This window comes from Halobacillus litoralis, from assembly GCF_009856355.1.
GTDB classification, from domain to species: Bacteria; Bacillota; Bacilli; order Bacillales; family Halobacillaceae; genus Halobacillus; species Halobacillus litoralis_B.
In genome coordinates this window covers 19316-42734 of the sequence record NZ_WMEW01000004.1, presented here as the reverse complement: position 1 = coordinate 42734, position 23419 = coordinate 19316, and the positions used below count along the sequence as shown (strand labels likewise).

Genomic DNA, 23419 nt, shown 5'->3' with positions numbered 1-23419 from the left:
TGGCCGAATGAAAGTGATTGTACAAAAGTTCGGAGGAACATCAGTCCGGGATCTGGAAAGCAGATCCCGGGCTGTCCATCATGTAAAAAAAGCACTGAATGAAGGATACAAAGTAGTTGTTACAGTATCTGCCATGGGACGGAAGGGAAGTCCCTACGCGACGGATACGCTGTTAAGTCTGATTCATTTTCCTGATATTGATGTATCCCTGAGGGAGCAGGATCTTCTCATGTCCTGCGGGGAAATCATTTCCTCCATTGTTTTCTGTCATGAATTGTGCCGGGAAGGAATAAAAGCTGTGTCTTTAACGGGTGCTCAGGCCGGAATCGTTACCAATGATGATTTTACAAAAGCGAAAATCACACAAATGAACCCAGGCCGCATTTACCGGGAATTAAAACAGGTGGATGTCGTCGTCGTTGCAGGATTTCAGGGGCAGACCCTCCAGGGAGAGATCACGACCATCGGCAGAGGAGGCAGTGATACAACCGCTGCTGCACTGGGAGCTTCTCTTCAGACAGAATACATCGATATTTTCACGGATGTGGAAGGCATTATGACCGCAGATCCCCGGCTTGTCGAAGATGCCCGTCCTCTTCAGAGTATTACGTACAACGAAATCTGCAACCTCGCTTACCAGGGAGCTAAAGTCATCCATCCCCGTGCCGTTGAAATTGCTATGCATGCGAAAGTCCCCATCCGGGTAAGGTCAACCTATTCCGATCACCCAGGTACGCTGGTGACAGGTTTGAAGAATCATCCGTCCGGCAGCGACTTAATCGAAAAGACAGTGACCGGAATCGCCCACATTAAAGGACTCACTCAGATCAAGGTTCAGTCCAAAGAAGATCCTTCCAAACTCCAATCCGATGTCTTCAAATCCATGGCATCCGCCAACATATCAGTCGACTTCATCAACATCTCTCCAAGCGGTGTTATCTACACCATCAGCGACCTCTATACGAACAAAGCCCGCCGGATTCTTCAGGACCTCGGTTATGAACCGGAAATTCGGGAAGGATGCGCGAAAGTGTCAACAGTTGGGGCCGGAATTACCGGAATACCGGGTGTGACGGCCGACATCGTTCAGGCACTCACAGACAAGGGCATTTCAATTCTTCAATCTGCCGATTCCCATACGACCATCTGGGTTCTGATTAAGGAAGAAAACCTTATTTCTGCTGTCAATGCCCTCCATGACGTATTTCAGCTGAGTCATTCAACAAGAAAGGGAGAAATGCAGCCATGAGTTTTGGAAAAGTTTTAACGGCTATGGTCACTCCTTTTGATGATCAAAACAAAGTGGACTTTGATCAGACCTCCATCCTGATTGAACATCTCATAAGCAGTGGTTCTGACGGTCTTGTTATTACGGGGACGACAGGAGAATCTCCGACGCTGACACGGAGTGAAAAGATTTCCTTATGGAAACATGCCGTTCAGACCGTTCATCAACGGGTCCCCGTCATTGCGGGCACAGGCAGCAACAATACCAGCGATACCATTGAAATGTCCCGGCAGGCAGAGGCGGCAGGCGTTGATGCTGTTATGCTTGTTGCCCCCTATTATAATAAACCGGATCAGGAGGGGCTGTACCGGCACTTTAAGGCTGCAGCGGAATCCGTATCCCTCCCGGTCATGATTTACAATGTCCCTGGACGATCCGCAGCGAAAATAGAGCCGGAAACGGTCATCCGCCTTTCGAAAATCAGCAACATCACGTCTGTGAAGGAAGCCTCCGGGGACCTTAATGCCATTGCATCGATTGTGGCACACACGGACCCTGGATTTTCGGTGTACAGCGGGGATGACCATTTGACACTGCCCGCTTATGTCATCGGCGCTGCCGGGATCATTTCTGTAGCCTCCCATGTGATCGGAGATGAAATGCAGCGGATGCTCCGCCTGTTTGATCTTGGAAGAGGCCGGAAAGCAGGAGCCCTGCATCGGGAGCTGCTTCCTATATATGAGGGGATGTTTTCAGCGCCATCCCCGGCTCCAGTGAAAGAAGCGCTGCGCTGTATTGGGATCGAAACGGGTGGTGTGAGACTTCCGCTCCGTGCGTTGAATAAGGAGGAAAAGGAAGACATAAGATCCTTGTTAAATCATTCTTCTGTACAGAACTGACCGGCTGAGGTGCCGGTTTTTTCTTTTCCGATTCCTTTTCGTATCCAAAAGCATTGGATTTCCTGTATGTTTCTTTCTATTTTCAGTCATACTACAGGAAAAGAATGTGAAAGGAGCGGAACAGATGAAAGATGAACCTTCCAAAGAAAAAGATCAATCGAAATCCCAATCATCCCTTGTTGATAAAATCCAGCAGCTGGGGCAGAGCAATGTCCCCCAGCCGGCGGACTCAAACATCCATGTCCTGCCGATTATCGGCCAGGTGGAGGGCCATGTCCAGCTGCCTTCACAAAATAAAACCACCAAGTATGAGCACCTCATTCCACAGCTGATTGCCATTGAGCAGAACCCTAAAATTGAGGGCCTTGTCGTTCTCCTGAATACAGTTGGCGGTGATGTTGAAGCAGGACTTGCCATATCAGAAATGATTTCTTCCCTTTCCAAGCCGACAGTTTCCATCGTACTCGGCGGAGGGCATTCCATCGGCGTTCCGATATCCGTCGCAGCCGATTATTCGTTCATTGTGGAAACGGCGACGATGACTATTCACCCTATTCGTATGACCGGTCTTGTCATAGGGGTGCCGCAGACATTTGAGTATATGGATAAAATGCAGGAGCGGGTCATCAGCTTTGTGACGAAGCATTCCAATATTCCTGAAGAAAAGTTTAAGGAACTCATGTTTGATAAGGGAAATTTGACGAGGGATATCGGAACAAATGTTGTCGGGCAGCAGGCCGTGGATCACGGCCTCATTGATGCGGTTGGTGGTGTCAAGGAAGCCATGGCTAAATTGAACGAACTGATAGAAAGCAATAGAGATGCAGATAACCAGGTGGTCCAATGACGATTTTATATACACCTCTTAGTGAGTATGATGTATTTCCCGATGATACCAGCATGGAGATGGTGTACCATGAGCATGATAACTGTCCCATGATGTGCAGACAGGGGCAGGACGGAAAAAAACAGATTGTTCAGATTCTCTCCACAGATCCTATGCATTTCCTGGATCCGTCTTTACAGCCGGGACAATGGTTGGACTCGTAACAAGTGGATAAGCTGTGATATAATAAAAGAACTGAATGGCGGGATGTCGGTCGTTTTTCTTCAGCAGTGGATGAAGGAAGGGCCGGCATCCTTCTCTTTTCAGTTTAAGTCAGGAGGTGGAATGATTATGGCTGGAAAACGCAAAAAAAAGAAAAAGCCATCCAATTTAAAGAGCCACGTGAAGTTTGAACTCGTCGGGCTCCTGTTTCTTTTTCTTGCTGTGATTGGAAGCGGGGCCTCGGCTATCAGTGACGGAGCCATCCCGGGAGGACTTGAAAGGTTCTGGCAGTTCCTTTTCGGTGTTTGGTACTTTATCGCTTCTCTGTTCTTTCTTATTGTAGGGATCTTCTTAATGGTGAAAAGAAGGTGGCCTTCGTTCTTACATAAACGATTGTTTGGTATTTATCTCATTCTTATATCCTTGATCCTGTTCACCCATCTGGAGACCTTGTCTGCGGATTTAGGAACAGGTAACGGCTCCATTTTAACGATGACGTGGGAACGGATTACAGAAATGATGCGCGGCGAACGCTCCTTCTACAGCGCCGGAGGCGGATTGACTGGAGCCATCCTGTTGTCGATCACCTATTACCTGTTTGCTCAGGCAGGAGCTGCCATCGTCGCTTTTTTCCTGTTTATCACCGGACTGTTGTTCGTAAGCGAATGGTCACTTGGTGATTTGTTTACCATCATCGGAAAGAACATGAAAAAACTCGGCCGTGAGCAGGTGGCAAGAATGAAAAATCAAAAACAGAGCCGTAAAGTGAAGAAAGAAGAAAAGACGAAAGAACTGGAAGAAGAAGAAGCTGTTGTATATGAAATCAATGATCCGCCATCCCCAGTGCAGGAGGAATCGAAGAATGAACCGATCATTCAGGATTTCACAGAAACCGCTTATGCCGCACAGGAAAAAGGGGACCCAGCCTCAACGAAGAAGCCATCTGCCGGGAAAGCGGAACCTGAGGGAGACGATGCAGCGCTTGAAAAGTCCATGCCTACGGCAGAGCTTGAGAACCATGACTATCACCTCCCTGGTATAGAGCTGTTGGATGAACCCACCTCATCTCCCCAGAGTCAGGGACGTTCTCATATTCAGGCTACCGTAAGAAAGCTGGAGAAAACGTTCCAAAGCTTCGGGGTAAAGGCAAAAGTAACCAAAGTTCACGTCGGACCATCGGTTACAAAGTATGAAGTTTATCCGGATGTAGGTGTGAAAGTCAGTAAAATCGTAAATTTAAACGATGATTTGGCGTTGGCTCTTGCAGCGAAGGATATTCGAATCGAAGCACCGATTCCCGGAAAATCTGCGGTTGGAATTGAAGTACCGAACCAGGAAGTATCGATGGTTTCTCTAAGAGAAGTACTTGAAACAGGCAGATCCAACCCGGAATCAAAGCTGAGCTTTGCTCTTGGGCGCGACATATCCGGTGAAGCCGTTATGTCTGAATTGAATAAAATGCCGCATATGCTTGTCGCCGGTGCGACAGGGAGTGGTAAGAGTGTCTGCATTAACGGCATTATTACCAGTATTCTTATGAGAGCGAAGCCTCATGAAGTGAAAATGATGATGATAGACCCGAAAAAAGTAGAGTTGAATGTGTATAATGGCATTCCTCATCTTCTTGCTCCTGTTGTGACAGATCCTAAAAAAGCTTCCCGGGCCTTGAAGAAGGTTGTCTCGGAAATGGAGCGAAGGTATGATCTTTTCTCTGACACAGGGACAAGGAATATCGAAAGCTATAATGAATACATTAAAAAGCACAATCAGGAACAGGAGGATGAACAGCCTCAGCTTCCCTACATCGTTGTGCTGGTGGATGAGCTGGCTGATTTAATGATGGTCGCTTCCAATGAAGTGGAAGATGCCATTACACGCCTGGCCCAGATGGCCCGTGCAGCTGGGATCCACTTGATCATTGCCACTCAGCGTCCTTCTGTTGATGTTATTACGGGTGTTATTAAAGCCAACATTCCATCACGGATTGCCTTTAGTGTCTCTTCACAGACAGATTCAAGGACGATTCTCGATTCCGGAGGTGCGGAAAAGCTGCTCGGACGAGGGGATATGCTGTTTACCCCGGTCGGTTCCAACAAGCCTACCCGGGTACAGGGTGCCTTTTTATCTGATGAAGAAGTGGAACGTGTCGTCCAGTTCTGTGTAGATCAACAGAAAGCCCAGTATCAGGAGGAAATGATTCCCGAAGAGGAAAGTGAAGTGAAACAGGAAGTCGATGATGACCTTTATCCGGAAGCGGTTCAAATGGTCATAGAAATGCAGAGTGCGAGTGTTTCCATGCTTCAGCGCCGGTTCCGGGTCGGTTATACCCGCGCGGCGCGTCTGATTGATGCCATGGAGGATAACGGGATTGTCGGCCCTTATGAGGGAAGTAAACCACGTTCTGTGCTCGTCTCTCAGCAGAGTGAAGAACAGCATACTTCATAACACAAAAAGACAGCCTACTTGAGCGGGCTGTCTTTTTTGTATGTCAACGAAACCCATAAATGAGTTCAAGAAAGGTGCCTTGCTTAAAATTTCACAATCTGTCAAAAATGAAGCAAAATTCATAAAAATGATCTAATTCTATTTATTTATCTGTTGAATAGTGGTATATTATTGTCAAAATATGATGTGTCGAACGTCAGAGGTCAGATCACTGCTGTGACACTGACTGATCTATAGATTCCGGGGTGAAACATATGTCAATCAAACAGGATACACGTCACCTCTATCTGCAGGTGATCGAACAAATTAAACGGGATATTGAAAACGGTATCTTTAAAGAAAAACAGAAGCTTCCATCCGAGTTCCAACTCTCTAAGACGCTTGGCGTTTCCCGAGCTACTTTAAGGGAGGCTCTGCGGATTCTGGAGGAAGAAGGGGTTGTCACAAGACGTCACGGGGTGGGGACGTTTGTGAATCCGAAACCTCTGTTTACATCAGGGATTGAGGAACTGGACAGTGTGACAGGAATGATCTTGAAGTCCGGGATGACACCGGGAACCCAGTATCTTTCTGCTGATTTAGTAGAAGCAACTGAAGAGGATAAGAAACGTTTTTCGCCACTGGACGTCATAAACCTGGCGAAAGTCGAGCGGGTTCGGACAGCAGACCAGTACCCCGTCGTGTATTGTACGGATAAGATACCCGAAGGACTGCTTCCCATCGATCAAATCCGTGAAGCGGACTCTCTGTTTAATGTCCTGGAGAAATACACAGGGAAATCCATCGGCTACGCGGTCACGCATATTGAACCGATCGGCTTTCACGAACGGATTTCTCCGATTTTGAACTGTGAGCCTGATCAAGCCCTGCTTCTTCTTAAACAAATGCATTATTCCCAGGATGATGTCCCTATGCTGCTGTCTTCCAACTATTTCAGGGCTGATAAATTCAGCTTCCACGTTTTGAGAAAAAGAGTGTAAGCGTTTACAATTTGATAACTACAGGGAGGTGAGGCCTCTAAAAACTGCCGTAAGTTTCTCTTGCTCCAACTTATACTTCAACCAATAGGGGGTAAACGTTTTGTTGAAAAGTCGTTTTCTTATGGTATTTGTTTTGTTGGTAACGTTAGGAATGATCCTTGCAGCCTGTGGTTCATCAGATAATGAAGAAAGTACCGGAGGGGATTCCGGTGAAAGCTCTGGAAGTGAAGACTCAGGCGGAGACAGCGGCAGTGGGGACTTTTCTGTAGCGATGGTCACCGATGTTGGTGGAGTCGATGATAAGTCCTTCAACCAGTCTGCGTGGGAAGGACTGCAGGCATTTGGTGAGGAAAATGGAATGAGCAAAGGAGAAGGGATCGACTACGCCCAGTCTGAGAGTGATGCCGATTATGCAACTAACCTGAACCGTCTCGTCCGTCAGGATTATAACTTAATTTTCGGCATCGGCTATCTTCTGCAGCCGGCCATTAAAGAAGTAGCCGGCCAGTATCCGGATACAAGCTTTGCCCTTGTTGATTCTGTGCAGGAAGGGGATAACATCGCAAGTATCGTATTTAAGGAGCATCAGGGTTCCTTCCTTGCAGGAGTTGCCGCAGCCAAGAAAACGCAGTCCAACCAAATCGGTTTTATCGGCGGGGTTGATGGCAGCCTGATCAATAAATTCGAAGCCGGCTTTGTAGCGGGCGTCAAATCCGTAAATGCGGATATTGATGTGGAAATTGAATACGCGGAGAATTTTAATGATCCTGAAAAAGGACGAGCTTTAGCTTCCAATATGTATTCCAAAGGTGTGGACGTCATCTATCATGCTTCAGGAGGAACAGGTAATGGAGTCTTTGCGGAAGCGAAAGACTTGAAAAATGCCAATCCTGATGAAGACGTATGGGTGATCGGTGTTGACCGTGACCAGCATGAAGAAGGTCAAATCGGTGATGCGAACGTTACACTGACTTCCATGGTCAAGCGTGTGGATATTGCTGTTCAGGATGTATCGGAACAAGCGATGAACGGGGAATTCCCTGGTGGTGAAGTCATCGAATATGGTCTGGAGGACGATGCCATCAGCATTGCTGAAACAAATGAAGAAGCGATGACGGAGGAAATCCGTTCATCTGTTAATGAATGGAAAGAGAAAATCATCAACGGGGACGTGGAAGTTCCGAGTACCCGTGAAGAACTGGAATCCTTTGTAGACGCACTGTAGGAGGAGAAGGCTGGTGAGAGCCGGCCTTTTCTTATGTCAATGAAAATCACCAAATGAAAAGCTGTTCCGGCCCTTTTCCTTTGGTGATTTTTAAAGGTCAAACGGGGGAGGAACCGAGATGGAATATGTAATTGAAATGCTGAAAATCAGAAAAGAGTTTCCAGGCATTGTTGCCAATGATGATATTACACTCCGGGTTCAAAAAGGAGAAATCCATGCCCTGCTTGGAGAAAATGGGGCGGGTAAATCCACCTTGATGAATGTTTTATTCGGCCTTTATCAGCCGGAACAAGGCGAAATAAAAGTCCGGGGTGAACAAGTGAAAATTACGGACCCGAATACAGCGAACGCCCTGGGTATAGGGATGGTGCACCAGCACTTTATGCTTGTAGACACATTTACGGTTACGGAAAATATCATACTCGGCAGCGAACCGAAAAAAGGCGGTACGGTCGACATAAAGAAAGCGGAAAAGCAGGTCACAGAGTTATCAGAACAGTACGGATTGAATGTAGACCCCAGTGCCAGGATCCGGGATATATCTGTCGGCATGCAGCAGCGTGTGGAAATTTTGAAAACGCTTTACAGAGGGGCGGATATTTTAATATTCGATGAGCCCACCGCTGTCTTAACTCCTCAGGAAATTAAAGAGCTCATTGAAATTATGAATAACCTTGTGAACGAAGGCAAATCGATTATTCTGATCACTCATAAGCTGAAGGAAATTATGCAAGTATGTGACCGGTGTACAGTTATTAGAAAAGGGCGAGGGATCGGGACCGTGGAGGTGAAAGATACGAGTCCTGATCAACTGGCTTCACTTATGGTAGGTCGTGATGTCAGTTTTTCAACGGATAAAACGCCTGCTCTTCCAAAAGAAGTCTACCTTTCTATTCAAGGCCTTCGCGTAAAGGATGGACGTGGGGTAGAATTGGTCAAAGGGTTGAACCTCGATGTCCGGTCCGGAGAGATTGTGGGTATTGCCGGTGTGGACGGCAACGGGCAGTCTGAATTGATCGAAGCTATCACAGGCTTAAGGAAGAGTGAAGCAGGGACGATCCGACTGCACGAAAAAATCATTTCCAATCTTACGCCGCGGAAGGTTACACGGTCCGGTGTCTCTCACATTCCGCAGGACCGTCATAAATTTGGCCTCGTCCTTGATTTTCCGATCGGAGAAAACATGGTTCTTCAGACCTATTACGATGAGCCTTTCTCAAAAAATGGCGTGATGAATTTTAAAAAAATCTATGATAAAGCCAGAGATTTAATAGAGGAGTATGACGTTCGTACCCCCGATGCTTATACAAAAGCAAGAGCTCTATCGGGTGGAAACCAGCAGAAAGCGATCATTGGCAGGGAAGTGGACAGATCCCCGGATTTAATTATTGCTGCCCAGCCTACGAGGGGGCTGGATGTAGGAGCAATCGAGTTCATTCATAAAAAATTGATCGAGGAACGGGATAAAGGAAGGGCTGTACTGCTTCTTTCCTTTGAACTGGATGAAATTATGAATGTCAGCGACAGGATTGCGGTCATGTTTGATGGTTCCATCATTCGAGAAGTAGCTCCAGAGGATACGAATGAGCAGGAGCTCGGCCTCCTTATGGCCGGAAATACAGGCCAGAAAGCAGGTGGCGTCTAATGTTTTCGAACCGGATGATCAATATCCTGATCCCTGTGCTTTCTGTTCTTCTCGGTCTTGCCGCCGGGGCTGTAATCATGCTTATTTTCGGATACAATCCTGTGGATGGATTTGCAGCTCTGTGGAGAGGGGCTTTTGGAGATTCGTACTTTTTTGGTGAGACGATCCGTCAAGTAACCCCATACATTCTTTCGGGGCTAGCCGTTGCCTTTGCTCTAAGGTCCGGTCTGCTTAACATCGGCGTAGAGGGGCAGGTGTTTGCAGGATGGCTCGCATCTGTATGGATCGGGATATCCTTTGAACTTCCTATGGCTGTCCATCTGCCCCTGGCGATTGCTGCAGCGGCATTAGCAGGAGCAGTGTGGGGATTTATTCCAGGGCTTTTGAAAGCGAAATTAGGGGTGCATGAAGTGATTGTGACAATCATGATGAACTACATTGCCCTTTATGTGACGAATGCCGTCATCCGGAATTTGTTGACCGACGGTGCCGACAGGACCGAAAATATTGCTGCTACAGCTTCGTTGAAATCCGAGTGGCTGGCGCAGATGACATTTTACTCCCGGATCCACTATGGATTTATCATTGCCCTGGCGATGGCTGGTGTCATGTGGTTTATTCTGAACCGGACGACGAAAGGATTTGAACTGCGTGCCGTCGGTTTTAATCAGCACGCCTCAAACTATGCAGGAATGAACGTGGGCCGGAATATTATAACGGCCATGGTCATATCCGGAGCGTTTGCCGGACTTGCAGGTGCTATGGAAGGGCTGGGTACGTTTGGTTTTATGTCGATTAAATCAGGGTTTACCAATATCGGTTTTGATGGGATCGCTGTGGCCCTTTTAGGAGCTAATACAGCTGTCGGGGTGGTTCTTGCCGCCTTCTTATTCGGAATTCTTAAAATCGGGGCGCTCAATATGCCGACAGAAGCCGGTGTACCAACCGAACTTGTAGAAATTATCATCGCTCTTATCATTTTCTTTGTAGCATCCAGCTACATGATCCGCTGGGTCCTTCTACGGTTCAAGAAGGAGGGGAAATAAAATGGAATTCTTAGAGGTGTTCAGCCGTATCCTTGGCTCTGCTGTTATTTTTGCGACCCCGCTGATTTTCACAGCGCTCGGTGGAGTTTTCAGTGAGCGTTCAGGGGTCATCAACATCGGCCTTGAAGGTCTGATGATCATGGGGGCCTTTGTAGGCATCGTCTTTAATTTAACTTTCCACACGGTATTCGGCGCTGCCACTCCGTGGATATCGATGTTGGCGGCTGTCGTTGTATCCGCCCTGTTTTCTCTCGTTCATGCCGTGGCATCGATTACTTTTCGTGCCGATCAAGTAGTCAGCGGCGTGGCCATCAACTTCCTGGCTCTCGGCATCGGGCTGTTTCTTACAAAGCAGTGGTATGACAAAGGACAGACAGACTTCATCAAACAGCCTTTTTATTCCTCAGATGTCCCTGTATTGAATAAGATTCCCGTTATTGGAGAGATGTTGTTCAGTGGCTGGTACTGGACGTCTTATCTAGCCATCGGCATGGCATTTGCCGCCTGGTTTGTGCTCTATAAAACGCCGTTCGGTCTCCGGTTGAGGTCGGTGGGGGAACACCCGATGGCAGCTGACACCAATGGGATCCATGTGTACCGGATGCGCTATATCGGTGTGATGATTTCAGGTGCCCTCGGGGGGCTTGGAGGTTCGGTATATGCCATGACGGTTGCATTGAACTTTTCTCACGGCACCATTTTAGGACAGGGGTTCATCTCGCTCGCCGCCGTCATCTTTGGCAAATGGCATCCTCTTGGTGCCCTCGGTGCAGCTGTCTTTTTTGGATTTGCTCAAAGCCTGAGCATTGTTTCTTCCGATATTGCCTTTTTAGAAGATGTTCCTTCCGTCTTCATGCTCATAGCCCCTTATGTCCTGACGATTCTGGCTCTCGCTGGATTTATCGGCCGGGCTGAAGCACCTAAATCTCTCGGAGAAGCATATATTAAAGGAAACCGATAAATATCTGTCCGGTGCTTCGGTACCGGGCTGATTTTTTTACTTTTGTCAACATATCACTTACTATAAAACTTAGTTATAATGGATGAATATGGACATGTGCGTCTATACTACTAAAAAGTACAAGGAGGATGGAAATGAAAATTTCAAAAGAAACGATACTCGAAAAAGATGGGTACCGTCTACATATTTTACCAAGTAAAAAGTATAAAACGATTAATATAGTAGCAAAATTCAAAGCTCCCTTAAAACGTGAAGGTATTACGGAGAGGGCGCTTCTTCCGCATGTGCTTCAAAAAGCCACAAATAAGCACCCTTCTGTAAGGTCTTTTCAGGCGGCTTTTGAAAACCTTTATGGGACCGCCCTGTCCAGCGATGGATCGAAAAAAGGGGAGAACCACGTCATCAGCTTCCGTATGGAAGTAGTGAATGAATCCTATTTGAATGACAATGAGCCCATTCTTGAAGAAGCCTTCCAATTGTTCCATAACGTTTTATTCGATCCGAAAACCGTGGAAAACGGATTTGATCCTGAAATTGTTGAGCGGGAAAAACAGACGCTCGAACAGAAAATTACTTCGATTAAGGATGACAAAATGAGTTATGCAAATCTCCGTTTGATGGATCACATGTGTAAAGGAGAGCCTTACGCTCTACATGTGCATGGATACCAGGAAGATATGGCATCCATCACTCCGGAATCGCTCTACAATTACTATCAGCAGATGATCCAACAGGATATGCTGGATGTCTACGTCATCGGAGATATGGATGAAAAAGATGTGGAAGCACTGACAGACCGGTATTTCCAGCGCAGCGGCAGCACAAACGCGGATAACGATCAGGTTTCCGTATCCAAAGACGTTCAGGATTCTTCTGAAATCATTGAACGGGAGGAAGTCAATCAAGGTAAGCTGCATCTCGGATACCGCACATACACGAAGTTCGGGGATGACGATTATTACGCGCTGCAGGTGTTTAATGGGATTTTCGGCGGGTTTCCAAGCTCCAAGCTGTTCATGAATGTGCGTGAAAAACATAGCCTCGCCTATTATGCGGCCTCAAGATTTGAAAGTCACAAAGGTCTTCTCCTTGTTTTCAGCGGGGTGGATCCAAAAGATTATGATCAAGCGAAATCCATTATCCTTGAGCAGATGGAAGCGATGAAAAACGGAGACTTCACGGAAGAACAGGTGGAGGAGACGAAGGAGCAGGTCATTAACCAATTGAAAGAGACCATGGATAATGCGAACGGTTTGATCGAAGTGCTTTACCATCAAATGCTTTCCGGAATTGACATGCCGGCCGGCAAACTTATTGAAAACATCCGAAAAGTTACGAAAGAACAGGTTATCCAGATGGCGGAGAAGATTAAACTGGATACGATTTATTTCCTAACAAGTCACGAGGGAGGGGAAAAGTGATGGAAGAATTAGTCTATCAGCAATTGAATGAAACGGTATATCAGGAAACGCTCGACAACGGTTTGAAGGTCTTCCTTCTATCCAAACCTGAAATGGCGAAAACCTTCGGGATTTTCACAACCAATTATGGGTCTATCGATCAAACCTTTACACCTATCGGCCGGGATGAAAAGGTAACCGTTCCTGAGGGGATCGCTCACTTTTTGGAGCATAAGCTGTTTGAAAAAGAAGACCGGGATGTCTTTCAGGATTTCACCCGTCTGGGAGCCTCCGCGAATGCGTTTACCTCCTTTACGAAAACGGCCTATTTGTTCACAGCTACCAGCCAGGTGGAGAAGAATGTCCAAACCCTGCTTGATTTTGTCCAGGACCCTTACTTTTCCGAGGAATCGGTGGAAAAAGAAAAGGGCATTATTGCACAGGAGATCCGTATGTATGACGACCAGCCGGACTGGAGATCCTTTTTCGGAACCATCCAGAGCCTTTACCATAACCATCCGGTTAAGGTGGATATTGCAGGTACCGTCGAAAGCATCCAGGATATTACGAAAGACGATTTATATACGTGCTATGAAACGTTCTACCACCCATCCAACATGGTTTTGTTCGTTGCCGGGAACATTGAACCGGAAGCCATGATGAATTTAATCCGTGAGAATCAGGGGCAGAAGGAATTTCCGCCGGCACCTGAAATCAATCGTTCTTATCCGGAAGAACCTTCACATGTAGCTCAAAAGGAGCATTCCATCACAATGCCTGTGACAACGGCTAAAGCGATGGTTGGTGTGAAGGAAGATGTAAGCGGCTTGAAAGGGGGAGAGCTACTGCGCCGGGAACTTCTTTCAGGTATGATTCTTGATTATTATTTCTCCAAGAGCGGCGCCTTTTATGAGGAACTGTATAAAGCCGATCTTATTGATGACAGCTTCCAGTTTGAAACAGAACTTGACCGTCATTTTGGCTTTACTATCCTTGGCGGTGATTCAAGAAAGCCGGATGAAATGGCTGCCCGTGTAAAGGAAATGCTCCATGAATTAAAAGATATGCGTATAGCCGATGAAGATTTCACTCGGATGAAGCGCAAAAAAATTGGTCAATTTATGCGTGCGCTCAATTCACTTGAATTTATTGCGAATCAATTTACTCATTATCATACATTAGGCGTCGACTTGTTCGAAGTGCTTCCAGTGATTGAATCGCTGACAGCTGATGATGCGGAGGAGTACCTTAAAGACTGGATTAATGAAGAAGCCATTTCTGTTTTCCAGGTGAAACCGCAGTCCAATGAATCGTAAACGCTGCCTGATCCTTGGAGCCAGCGGCGGGATCGGCGAAGCCGTGGTGCATCGGGTCATTGAGGATGGGTATGCTGCAGCCGTCCAGTATTTCACGAATGAAGATAAAATCCGGACGATTCAGCAGGGGATTCCGGAAGATCAATGGGCTGGATCCTTCCAGGCCGATCTTTCGACTAAGGAAGGGCTGCAGGCTTTCTTCCGCGTGCTTCCTCCTGAGTGGGATGCTGTCGTTTTTGCTGGCGGGCACATGTACAGTGGTTTGTTCCAGGATATGAAAGAGGAGGATATGGATGCTTTGTATTACGTCCATGTGAAATCCCTTTGGATGACGGCCAGACACGTCCTGCCGTATATGATACAGCAGAAACAGGGGAACATTGCTGTGGTATCTTCCATTTTCGGAACAGAAGGAGCAAGCATGGAAGTGGCTTATAGTTCTGTTAAAGGTGCCCAGAACACGTTTGTAAAAGGACTGGCTCAGGAACTTGCTCCGAGTCATATCCGTGTAAACGCCGTGGCTCCTGGTTTAATCCAGACGAAAATGAATGGGCATCTTACCCTGGAGGACCTTCAAGCGCTCGAGAATGATATTCCGATGGGCCGGGCCGGAACCCCTGAAGAGGTGGCTGATGCCGTCGGTTTCCTCCTAAGCCGGTCTTCCCGTTATGTAACGGGCCAGATTCTACATGTTAATGGTGGCTGGTGTTAATTTTATGAATAAGACCTGCTTTTCCTTCTCATACTAAGCTTGAAAAAATTCAGAGGAGGGAACAAACATGTCTGTGCTCGATAATTGGGATTCTTGGAAAGACTTTCTTGGTGATCGTCTCCATCAGGCCGAAGGACAGGGGATTAATAACCGGGCCGTTTCAGAATTAGCGTATGAAATTGGTGGATATCTGGCCAATTCTGTAGATGCTAAAAATAATGAGGAAGCCGTTCTTCGTGACTTGTGGAACGTCGCAGATGAAAAAGAACAGCATGCGATTGCCAATATGATGGTGAAGCTTGTTCAAAATAACGGTTCCCAGCAGTAACTGCAAAAAATCCGTACAAAACTGTACGGATTTTTTATTTATAAATTTCTGCTATTTTTTTGAAGAGATCATGTTTCCCGGCTTTCCTATTTAAAGAAAATCCTTTATGATAGATAAAGAGTAGATCAATCCAAATATCACTCGTCTTTGACAAATACCGACATTTTTTTAGAGGGGTTGGAACATGGATAAAACAGAATGGTATCTGGAATATGAAATTCAATACAACCGTCCGGGACTTCTGGGGGACATCTCCTCGCTGTTGGGTATGATGGCCATTAATATCGTTACGATCAATGGAGTTGAAAATTCGCACAGAGGTATGCTTCTTCTCTGCAAGGATGATGAGCAGATTACCCGCTTAAAATCGATTTTAAATACAATGGATACGATTAAAGTAACGAAACTCCGGCGCCCGAAACTGAGAGATCGTTTAGCGGTTCGTCACGGAAGGTACATACACAGTGATATCGACGACCGTAAAACGTTTCGTTTCAACCGGGAGGACCTTGGACTCCTGGTCGATTTTATGGCGGAACTGTTTATGAAGGAGGGCCACAAGCTTGTCGGCATCCGGGGCATGCCGCGGGTGGGTAAAACCGAATCCGTAGTGGCGGCAAGCGTTTGTGCCAACAAGAGATGGCTGTTTGTTTCCAGTACTTTGTTGAAGCAGACCGTCCGAAACCAGCTGATCGATGAGGAGTACAGCGAAGACAACCTGTACATCATTGATGGAATCGTTTCTGCAAAGCGGGCCAACGAAAAGCACTGGCAGCTGGTCAGGGAAATTATGCGCCTGCCTGCGACCAAGGTGATCGAGCACCCGGATATTTTTGTTCAGGAAACAGAATACAAGCTGGATGACTTTGATTACATCATTGAACTCAGAAACAACGAGGATGAAGAAATTACTTATGAACCTGTGGAAAAACCGGAAATGAAGATGAATGAGGGATTTTCCATGTTTGATTTTTAAAATTGGATGGTGTTACACATGGAGATTGGTGCCAGATTAAAGGAAGCAAGAGAGGCGAAGGGCCTTTCCCTTGAGGACCTTCAAGAAACAACGAAAATACAGAAGCGATACCTTCAAGCCATAGAAAAAAATGATTTCCAAGTCCTGCCCGGGAAATTCTACACCCGTGCGTTCATCCGTGAATATGCATCAGCTGTCGGGCTTGATCCGGAGCAGGTGATGGAGGAGCATAAAAACGAGCTTCCTACATATGAAGAGGAGAACACGGTTCAGTTCAGCCGGGTGCAGAAATCAAAGCAGGAAGCGGCGCAGAAAAGCAGGGGGTCCTCCCGCTTTCTTCCGACTTTCCTTACAGTAGGACTTGTTGTCGGTCTTATTTTAGTCTTTTGGATTTTTATGCAGAGTGGCAGTGACGAAAACGGGGCACCTGCAGACAGTTCATCATCAGATGAAATCAGCGTACCAGCGGGGTCCGAAGGAAGCGGAAGCGAGGATCCGGCAAATGATGAGGAAGAGCAGGAAGAGAGTGGAGAAGGCAGCGGGGCACAGGAGGATGCGGTCGAGGAAACCGAAGAGGATAGCGCTGAAGAGCCTGAGGAAGAGGGCACGGGCGTGGAACTTTCCGAAGAGGGCTCTGGTTCATTTCCTATGCACACGTATGAAGTGTCACCTGCCGATGATTCCGAGGTAACTGTTGAATTCTCCGGTAATGTATATATGGAGGTTCAGTCGCCGCAGGGGGGAGAGAACCTTGTGACTCCTCGTGAATATACATCTTCAGACTCTCCTGTTACCATTGATATAGGAGATAAGCAGGAGTTGTACATTAAAACAGGAAATGCTCCTGGTATGACTGTGAAAGTAGATGATCAACCGGTGACATTCCCTGATCCGGAACTGACGACACAGAAGTTATTGTTGCAATTGAAGGAATAAAAACCATATAATCATGAACGGGCTGCCCTTTCAAATATCGACAGAGTGATAAAGCCTCTCGATTGACCGGGCAGCCTTTTACTTACTGTTTTGTAGGAGTGTGAAGAAATGAATTTACCAAACAAGATTACGTTATCCAGAATTTTTCTTATCCCCATCTTTATTATACTCATGAGTGTTCCATTTGGCTGGGGCACGTTGGAAATGGGAGAAAGGGAGCTTCCTGTAGCCCACCTTGCCGGTGCCGTTCTCTTTATTATTGCATCTACCACGGATTGGATTGATGGATATATAGCCCGGAAATACTCCCTTGTAACCAACCTGGGGAAATTTCTCGATCCACTGGCTGATAAACTGCTCGTAAGTGCGGCACTTATCCTGCTTGTGGAAATCGGACTTGCTCCGGCATGGATTGTCATCCTGATTATCAGCCGTGAGTTTGCCGTCACAGGGTTAAGGCTCGTAGCAGCAGGGGAAGGTAGTGTGCTGGCGGCCAGTCAAATGGGTAAATTGAAGACTTGGATACAGATCATCGCTATTTCAGCACTGCTTCTTCATAACTGGCCGTTCGCCTTCATCGGTTTCCCGTTCGGTATGATCACCCTGTACCTTGCCTTAATCATTACTGTATATTCTGGTTATGATTACTTTAAGAAAAACTGGCATGTAATGAGAGATTCCAAATGAGAACAGAGATTATAGCCGTAGGGACAGAATTGCTTTTGGGACAGATCGCGAACACAAATGCCCAGTGGATATCGCAGAGAATGGCGGAACTGGGACTGCCTGTATACAGTCATGCAGTCGTGGGCGATAATCTGGACCGTGTCGCAGGCTCTTTCAGGGAAGCGGCAAGGCGTTCGGATATTGTCATTGTTACAGGTGGTCTGGGACCGACCGAGGATGATTTGACCAGAGACGCCGGAAGCATGATTCTTGGGAAGACCGTTCACGAACATGCACCCAGTATGGAAAGAATCGAAGCCTATTATAAAAGAAACAATAAGAAAATGAGCCTGAATAACAGAAAGCAGTCGCACGTTTTTGAAGGAGCGCATGTTCTGGACAATATGGAAGGGATGGCCCCTGGGCAGATCATTCAACAGGGGGAAGTAACCTGGGTGTTTCTTCCCGGGGTCCCCCGCGAAATGAAGGCTTTAATGGAAAGTGGAGTCATTCCTTACCTCCAGCAGTCCTTTTCTATTCAATCAGAGATCGTTTCAGAGATGCTTCATTTTATCGGTATTGGAGAATCTGACCTTGAAACGGAACTGCAGACGCTTATTTCCGGTCAGACCAATCCCACACTGGCCCCTCTGGCCAGTGAAGGGGAAGTAGGTTTACGATTAACCGCGACAGGGGAAACCACAGAGGAAGCGAAAGCGAAGATTGCTGAAATGAAAACCACCGTTCTTGGTAAGGTTGGAGATTTCTATTATGGAAGTGATGATCAAACGATTGAGGGCACTGTGCAGCAGCTGCTTTCCCGGCACGGGTATCGTCTGGGGGCAGCGGAGAGCTTCACTGGAGGAAAATTCATGGAGCGTATCATTTCCCTTCCAGGGGCTTCCGCGGTCTGTCAGGGTGGACTGACGACTTATACAGCTGAAATGAAGGAGCAGGTACTTGATATTCCTAAATACCTGATCAGGGAGTACGGAACTATCAGCCACGAGTGTGCAGAGATGATGGCATTGAATACTCAATCTCTGCTTGACGTCGATGTTGCGGTTAGTTTCACAGGTGTCGCCGGCCCGGACTCAAGTGAAGGGAAAGAGCCCGGCACAGTCTTTATCGGGCTGCAGATCAAGGATAAGAGTCCTGAAGTTCACCGGTTCCAGTTTCCGGGCGGTCGTGACCAGGTAAGGGAACGCGCTGTGAAGAAGGGTTTTGAACTTTTATTTCATCGCTTGAAAAATTGAAATTTCAATAAGGTCATGCGAAAGGTTTTTGAAAATCTCCGTAGGAGAACATCAAAAACCTTTTGTTCCCTTTGGATAAAAAAACGGGAACAAATATTCGCTTTTTGGTTGGCAAATGTTCCAAAACAAGTTATGATAGGTATAGAAATTTTGAAAGGCGGTATACAATGAGCGATCGTAAACAAGCATTAGATATGGCACTTCGTCAAATAGAGAAACAATTCGGAAAAGGTTCGATCATGAAGATGGGGGAAGGCGCTGAGCAGAGGGTCAATACGGTTCCCAGTGGATCTCTGGCTCTTGATGTGGCCCTTGGAGTCGGCGGCTATCCACGCGGTCGGATCGTGGAAATATATGGACCTGAATCTTCAGGTAAAACGACTGTTGCCCTTCACGCGATTGCTGAAGCGCAGAGAAAAGGCGGCCAGGCGGCATTCATTGATGCGGAGCACGCTTTGGACCCGGTCTATGCAAGAGCCCTTGGAGTGGACATTGAAGAACTTCTCCTTTCCCAGCCGGATACAGGGGAACAGGCTTTGGAAATCGCTGAAGCCCTGGTACGCAGCGGCGCTGTAGATATGGTGGTTATTGACTCTGTGGCTGCCCTTGTACCAAAAGCGGAGATTGAAGGGGAAATGGGAGATTCCCACGTGGGTCTGCAGGCCCGCCTGATGTCCCAGGCTCTTCGTAAGCTTTCCGGAGCGATTAATAAATCGAAGACGACGGCTATCTTCATCAACCAGATTCGTGAAAAGGTCGGCGTTATGTTTGGTAACCCGGAAACGACGCCCGGCGGCCGCGCTCTGAAATTCTACTCTTCTGTACGCCTTGAAGTACGCCGTGCAGAAACGTTGAAACAGGGGAACGAAATGGTGGGGAATAAAACCCGCTTGAAAGTGGTCAAGAACAAAGTGGCACCACCATTCAGACAGGCGGAAGTCGATATTATGTACGGGGAAGGCATCTCCAGAGAGGGAGAGCTTCTTGATATTGGAACAGACCTGGACCTTATTCAGAAGAGCGGATCGTGGTATTCTTATAACGATGACCGCCTTGGTCAGGGACGTGAAAATGCCAAACAGTATCTTAAAGAGAACGTTGAAGTTTATGAGGAAGTGAAACGTCTGATCCGCGACCATTATGGTATGGAAGCAGATGAGGAAGCAGCTGAAACTTCCAACAAGGATAACCAGGAAACGCTGGATGTGTAACCCGGTCCCTGCCGTTAATTGGCAGTTGAAAATGAAAAAAAGCAGCGCTTAAACAGCGCTGCTTTTCCAGTATTATCACATGTGGGAATAGACTGATATTTTTTAATTTTTGCATATGTCAGCAGATACATAGCGGGATTCCTTGACATTCCGCATAGGCAGGCATAAAATGAATGTGTATCATTTTCATCTTTATACCCTTAATTTAACAAATGAAACTGAAAATGAATCGTTTGTATTTACCGACAAACGGACCAAGTTCATAGCAAGAGGAGGTGAAATTATGGATTTGATATCCTCGCTCATCTTCATTTTGCTTGCCCTTATCATCGGTTCTGTTGTTGGTTATCTTATTCGGAAGTCGATAGCGGAAGCGAAAATTTCCAGTGCTGAGGAATTAGCCAGACAGATTGTGGAGGAAGGACACCGCAATGCTGAATCGGCCAAAAAAGAGGCTCTTCTTGAAGCGAAAGAAGAGAACCAGAAATTCCGCCAGGAAGCTGAAAGTGAAGTTCGCGAACGCCGCTTGGAACTGCAGAAAACTGAAAACCGTTTGAATCAGAAAGAAGAGAATCTTGATCGTAAGAGTGGGACGCTGGATCAGCGTGATCTTTCACTCGAGAAGAAAGAAGGAACTCTTGCCGAGAGACAACAACAAATTGAAGAAATGGAAAGCAAAGTGAAAGCTATGCTTCAAGAACAGCAGACAGAGCTTGAAAGAATTTCAAGTTTAACATCTGATCAGGCCAAACAGGTTATTTTGGAGCGTGTTGAACAGGAAGTCTCTCATGAGTCGGCGCTGATGATTAAAGAAGCGGAGAACCGGGCGAAAGAGGAAGCAGATAAAAAAGCAAAAAATATTCTATCCCTTGCCCTGCAGCGTTGCGCCGCTGATCACGTAGCCGAAACCACCGTATCTGTTGTCAATCTGCCGAACGATGAAATGAAAGGTAGAATTATCGGTCGGGAAGGACGAAATATCCGTACGCTGGAAACCTTAACTGGTATTGACCTTATCATTGATGATACACCTGAAGCGGTTATTTTATCCGGCTTTGATCCGATCCGGAGAGAAACAGCTCGGATGGCCCTTGAGAAACTTGTTCAAGACGGGCGTATACACCCTGCGAGAATTGAAGAAATGGTTGATAAGTCCCGCCGTGAAGTGGATGATTACATCCGCGAGGTCGGGGAACAAACAACCTTCGAAGTCGGGGTTCACGGTCTTCATCCAGACCTTATCAAGATACTCGGCCGCCTTAAATACCGTACGAGTTATGGTCAGAATGTCCTTAAGCACTCCACGGAAGTTGCCTACTTATCCGGCCTGCTGGCCGCAGAATTAGGTGAAGATGAAATGCTTGCCCGTCGTGCTGGACTTCTTCATGACATCGGAAAAGCGATAGACCATGAGGTAGAAGGAAGCCACGTTGAAATTGGTAAGGAACTTGCGATTAAGTATAAGGAAAATGACACTGTCGTGAACGCGGTTGCTTCCCACCACGGAGACGAAGAACCGACATCAGTTATTTCTGTACTCGTTGCGGCTGCCGATGCTTTATCTGCAGCACGTCCAGGCGCTAGAAGCGAAACGCTCGAAAACTATATTAAGCGCCTTGAAAAACTTGAGGAAATTTCTGAGTCTTACGAAGGTGTGGAGAAATCCTTTGCGATTCAGGCAGGTCGTGAAGTACGGATTATGGTCCGCCCTGATGAAATTGATGATCTTGAAGCGACAAGACTGGCGCGCGATATCCGGAACAGAATCGAGGGAGAACTCGATTATCCGGGTCATATTAAAGTAACGGTCATTCGTGAAACGCGCTCTGTCGAGTATGCGAAATAAGTAAAGCGGCCTTAAGGGCCGCTTTACTTATTTTTTAAAGGAAAACCGGATACATTATAGTAAAAGGAATGAATGATTTATGAGAATTTTATTTATTGGAGACGTCGTTGGCTCTCCGGGTAGAGATATGGTAGAGACTTATCTTCCAAAATTGAAAAAGAAGTTCCAGCCGGCAGTTACAATTATCAATGGGGAAAACGCGGCTTCAGGTAAAGGGATAACAGAGAAAATTTACCGAAGATTTCTTGAGCTGGGGGCGCAGGCGGTCACTCTGGGGAATCATGCGTGGGACAAGAAAGAAATCTTTGAATTCATCGATGATGCGGATTATCTGGTCCGCCCGGCCAATTTCCCGGAAGGTACACCCGGACGAGGTCTTACGTACGTGAAGACACCAAAAGGCGAGATTGCTGTGATTAACCTGCAAGGCCGTACGTTTATGGCCCCCAATGATGATCCGTTTCGAAAAGTGGATGAATTAATAGAACAGGCTTCCAAGCGCACATCGCTGATTTTTCTGGATTTCCATGCAGAAACGACGAGTGAAAAGCAGGCGATGGGCTGGTACGTAGACGGGCGTGTCAGTGTCCAGGTTGGGACACACACCCATGTGCAGACAGCTGATGATCGCATTCTCCCTTCCGGCACTGGATATATTTCGGACGTAGGAATGACCGGCCCTTATGATGGTATTCTCGGCATGGACAGGGAAGCGGTCTTAAAACGTTTTAAAACGAATCTGCCTGTACGTTTTGAAGTGCCTAAAACGGGAAGAGCACAACTAAGTGCCTTCTTGGTGGATGTAGATGATAAAACAGGCAGAACAGGGAAAGTGAAGCGAATCTTAATCAACGACGACCATCCTTTTTTTGAGTGATTATTTGAATTTTGTGACAAATTCATTCATAATGAAAAGGTAATATCCTACATCTCCAAGAATATAGTAGTTATGGAACAACTATAGTGATTGAAGGAGGAGCTAGTAATGGAAGTCTTAAAAGTATCAGCTAAATCTGTACCTAATTCTGTAGCAGGGGCTTTAGCGAATGTCATAAGAGAAAGAGGGACTGCTGAAATTCAAGCCATTGGTGCAGGGGCACTAAACCAGGCTGTAAAAGCGGTAGCCATTGCCCGCGGATTTGTCGCCCCCAGCGGAATGGATTTAATATGTATTCCAGCTTTTACGGATATTCTAATTGATGAAGAAGAACGAACAGCGATTAAACTGATTGTTGAGCCAAGATAACTGATCTTTCAGGGAGATCCATTACTTCATATTACCTGTTTCATTTAAA

At 46.6% G+C, this 23419-nt stretch carries 22 protein-coding genes; all 22 read left to right on the top strand.

Translation table 11 applies throughout. The features are described from left to right. Window positions 1-7: 7 nt before the first annotated feature. Window positions 8-1249, top strand: a complete 1242-nt coding sequence (gene dapG / locus GLV97_RS07620) for an aspartate kinase (protein ID WP_160835652.1) — start codon at window positions 8-10, stop codon at window positions 1247-1249. Continuing rightward, window positions 1246-2127, top strand: a complete 882-nt coding sequence (gene dapA / locus GLV97_RS07615; RefSeq protein ID WP_160840279.1) for a 4-hydroxy-tetrahydrodipicolinate synthase — start codon at window positions 1246-1248, stop codon at window positions 2125-2127. The genes dapG and dapA overlap by 4 nt, the downstream gene beginning before the upstream one ends. A gap of 124 nt (window positions 2128-2251) precedes the next feature. Then, a complete protein-coding gene (locus GLV97_RS07610; RefSeq protein WP_160835654.1) occupies window positions 2252-2974 on the top strand; it encodes a ClpP family protease in 723 nt (240 codons plus the stop codon). After that, on the top strand, window positions 2971-3177 hold the full coding sequence (locus GLV97_RS07605; RefSeq protein ID WP_160835655.1) for a YlzJ-like family protein: 207 nt from the start codon (window positions 2971-2973) through the stop codon (window positions 3175-3177). Before GLV97_RS07610 ends, GLV97_RS07605 begins: the two co-directional genes overlap by 4 nt. A 127-nt stretch (window positions 3178-3304) precedes the next feature. Further along, the gene (locus GLV97_RS07600; protein WP_160835656.1) at window positions 3305-5620 is read left to right on the top strand and encodes a DNA translocase FtsK; all 2316 of its coding nucleotides are present in this window, start codon (window positions 3305-3307) and stop codon (window positions 5618-5620) included. A 254-nt stretch (window positions 5621-5874) separates the two neighbouring features. Beyond that, on the top strand, window positions 5875-6600 hold the full coding sequence (locus GLV97_RS07595; protein WP_160835657.1) for a GntR family transcriptional regulator: 726 nt from the start codon (window positions 5875-5877) through the stop codon (window positions 6598-6600). Window positions 6601-6703: 103 nt separating this feature from the next. Next, entirely contained in the window at window positions 6704-7825 is a 1122-nt protein-coding gene (locus GLV97_RS07590; RefSeq protein WP_160836465.1) for a BMP family lipoprotein, read from the top strand. Window positions 7826-7943: 118 nt separating this feature from the next. Beyond that, the gene (locus GLV97_RS07585) at window positions 7944-9470 is read left to right on the top strand and encodes an ABC transporter ATP-binding protein (RefSeq protein ID WP_160889433.1); all 1527 of its coding nucleotides are present in this window, start codon (window positions 7944-7946) and stop codon (window positions 9468-9470) included. Then, window positions 9470-10516 (top strand): ABC transporter permease, encoded by a 1047-nt coding sequence (locus GLV97_RS07580; RefSeq protein ID WP_160889432.1) that lies wholly within the window; start codon window positions 9470-9472, stop codon window positions 10514-10516. The genes GLV97_RS07585 and GLV97_RS07580 overlap by 1 nt, the downstream gene beginning before the upstream one ends. A 1-nt stretch (window position 10517) precedes the next feature. After that, on the top strand, window positions 10518-11477 hold the full coding sequence (locus tag GLV97_RS07575; RefSeq protein WP_160840283.1) for an ABC transporter permease: 960 nt from the start codon (window positions 10518-10520) through the stop codon (window positions 11475-11477). 134 nt (window positions 11478-11611) lie between these two features. Then, window positions 11612-12898, top strand: a complete 1287-nt coding sequence (gene yfmF / locus GLV97_RS07570) for an EF-P 5-aminopentanol modification-associated protein YfmF (RefSeq protein WP_160835661.1) — start codon at window positions 11612-11614, stop codon at window positions 12896-12898. Next, window positions 12898-14193, top strand: a complete 1296-nt coding sequence (gene yfmH / locus GLV97_RS07565) for an EF-P 5-aminopentanol modification-associated protein YfmH (protein WP_160835662.1) — start codon at window positions 12898-12900, stop codon at window positions 14191-14193. The genes yfmF and yfmH overlap by 1 nt, the downstream gene beginning before the upstream one ends. Then, a complete protein-coding gene (ymfI, locus tag GLV97_RS07560; protein ID WP_160835663.1) occupies window positions 14183-14905 on the top strand; it encodes an elongation factor P 5-aminopentanone reductase in 723 nt (240 codons plus the stop codon). Before yfmH ends, ymfI begins: the two co-directional genes overlap by 11 nt. A 67-nt stretch (window positions 14906-14972) precedes the next feature. Beyond that, window positions 14973-15233, top strand: coding sequence for a DUF3243 domain-containing protein (locus tag GLV97_RS07555; protein WP_160835664.1), 261 nt, complete (start codon window positions 14973-14975; stop codon window positions 15231-15233). A gap of 184 nt (window positions 15234-15417) precedes the next feature. After that, on the top strand, window positions 15418-16209 hold the full coding sequence (locus GLV97_RS07550; RefSeq protein WP_160835665.1) for a DUF3388 domain-containing protein: 792 nt from the start codon (window positions 15418-15420) through the stop codon (window positions 16207-16209). 18 nt (window positions 16210-16227) lie between these two features. Then, window positions 16228-17145, top strand: a complete 918-nt coding sequence (locus tag GLV97_RS07545; protein ID WP_160889431.1) for a helix-turn-helix domain-containing protein — start codon at window positions 16228-16230, stop codon at window positions 17143-17145. A gap of 108 nt (window positions 17146-17253) precedes the next feature. Next, the gene (gene pgsA / locus GLV97_RS07540) at window positions 17254-17832 is read left to right on the top strand and encodes a CDP-diacylglycerol--glycerol-3-phosphate 3-phosphatidyltransferase (protein WP_027954273.1); all 579 of its coding nucleotides are present in this window, start codon (window positions 17254-17256) and stop codon (window positions 17830-17832) included. Further along, window positions 17829-19067 (top strand): competence/damage-inducible protein A, encoded by a 1239-nt coding sequence (locus GLV97_RS07535; protein ID WP_160835667.1) that lies wholly within the window; start codon window positions 17829-17831, stop codon window positions 19065-19067. The genes pgsA and GLV97_RS07535 overlap by 4 nt, the downstream gene beginning before the upstream one ends. 167 nt (window positions 19068-19234) lie before the next feature. Next, window positions 19235-20278, top strand: a complete 1044-nt coding sequence (gene recA / locus GLV97_RS07530; protein WP_160835668.1) for a recombinase RecA — start codon at window positions 19235-19237, stop codon at window positions 20276-20278. Window positions 20279-20561: 283 nt separating this feature from the next. After that, window positions 20562-22124, top strand: a complete 1563-nt coding sequence (gene rny, locus GLV97_RS07525; RefSeq protein WP_160835669.1) for a ribonuclease Y — start codon at window positions 20562-20564, stop codon at window positions 22122-22124. Between the two features lie 79 nt (window positions 22125-22203). Beyond that, on the top strand, window positions 22204-23001 hold the full coding sequence (locus tag GLV97_RS07520; protein WP_160889430.1) for a TIGR00282 family metallophosphoesterase: 798 nt from the start codon (window positions 22204-22206) through the stop codon (window positions 22999-23001). A 108-nt stretch (window positions 23002-23109) separates the two neighbouring features. Then, window positions 23110-23370, top strand: a complete 261-nt coding sequence (locus GLV97_RS07515) for a stage V sporulation protein S (protein WP_160835671.1) — start codon at window positions 23110-23112, stop codon at window positions 23368-23370. The last annotated feature ends 49 nt before the right edge of the window (window positions 23371-23419 follow it).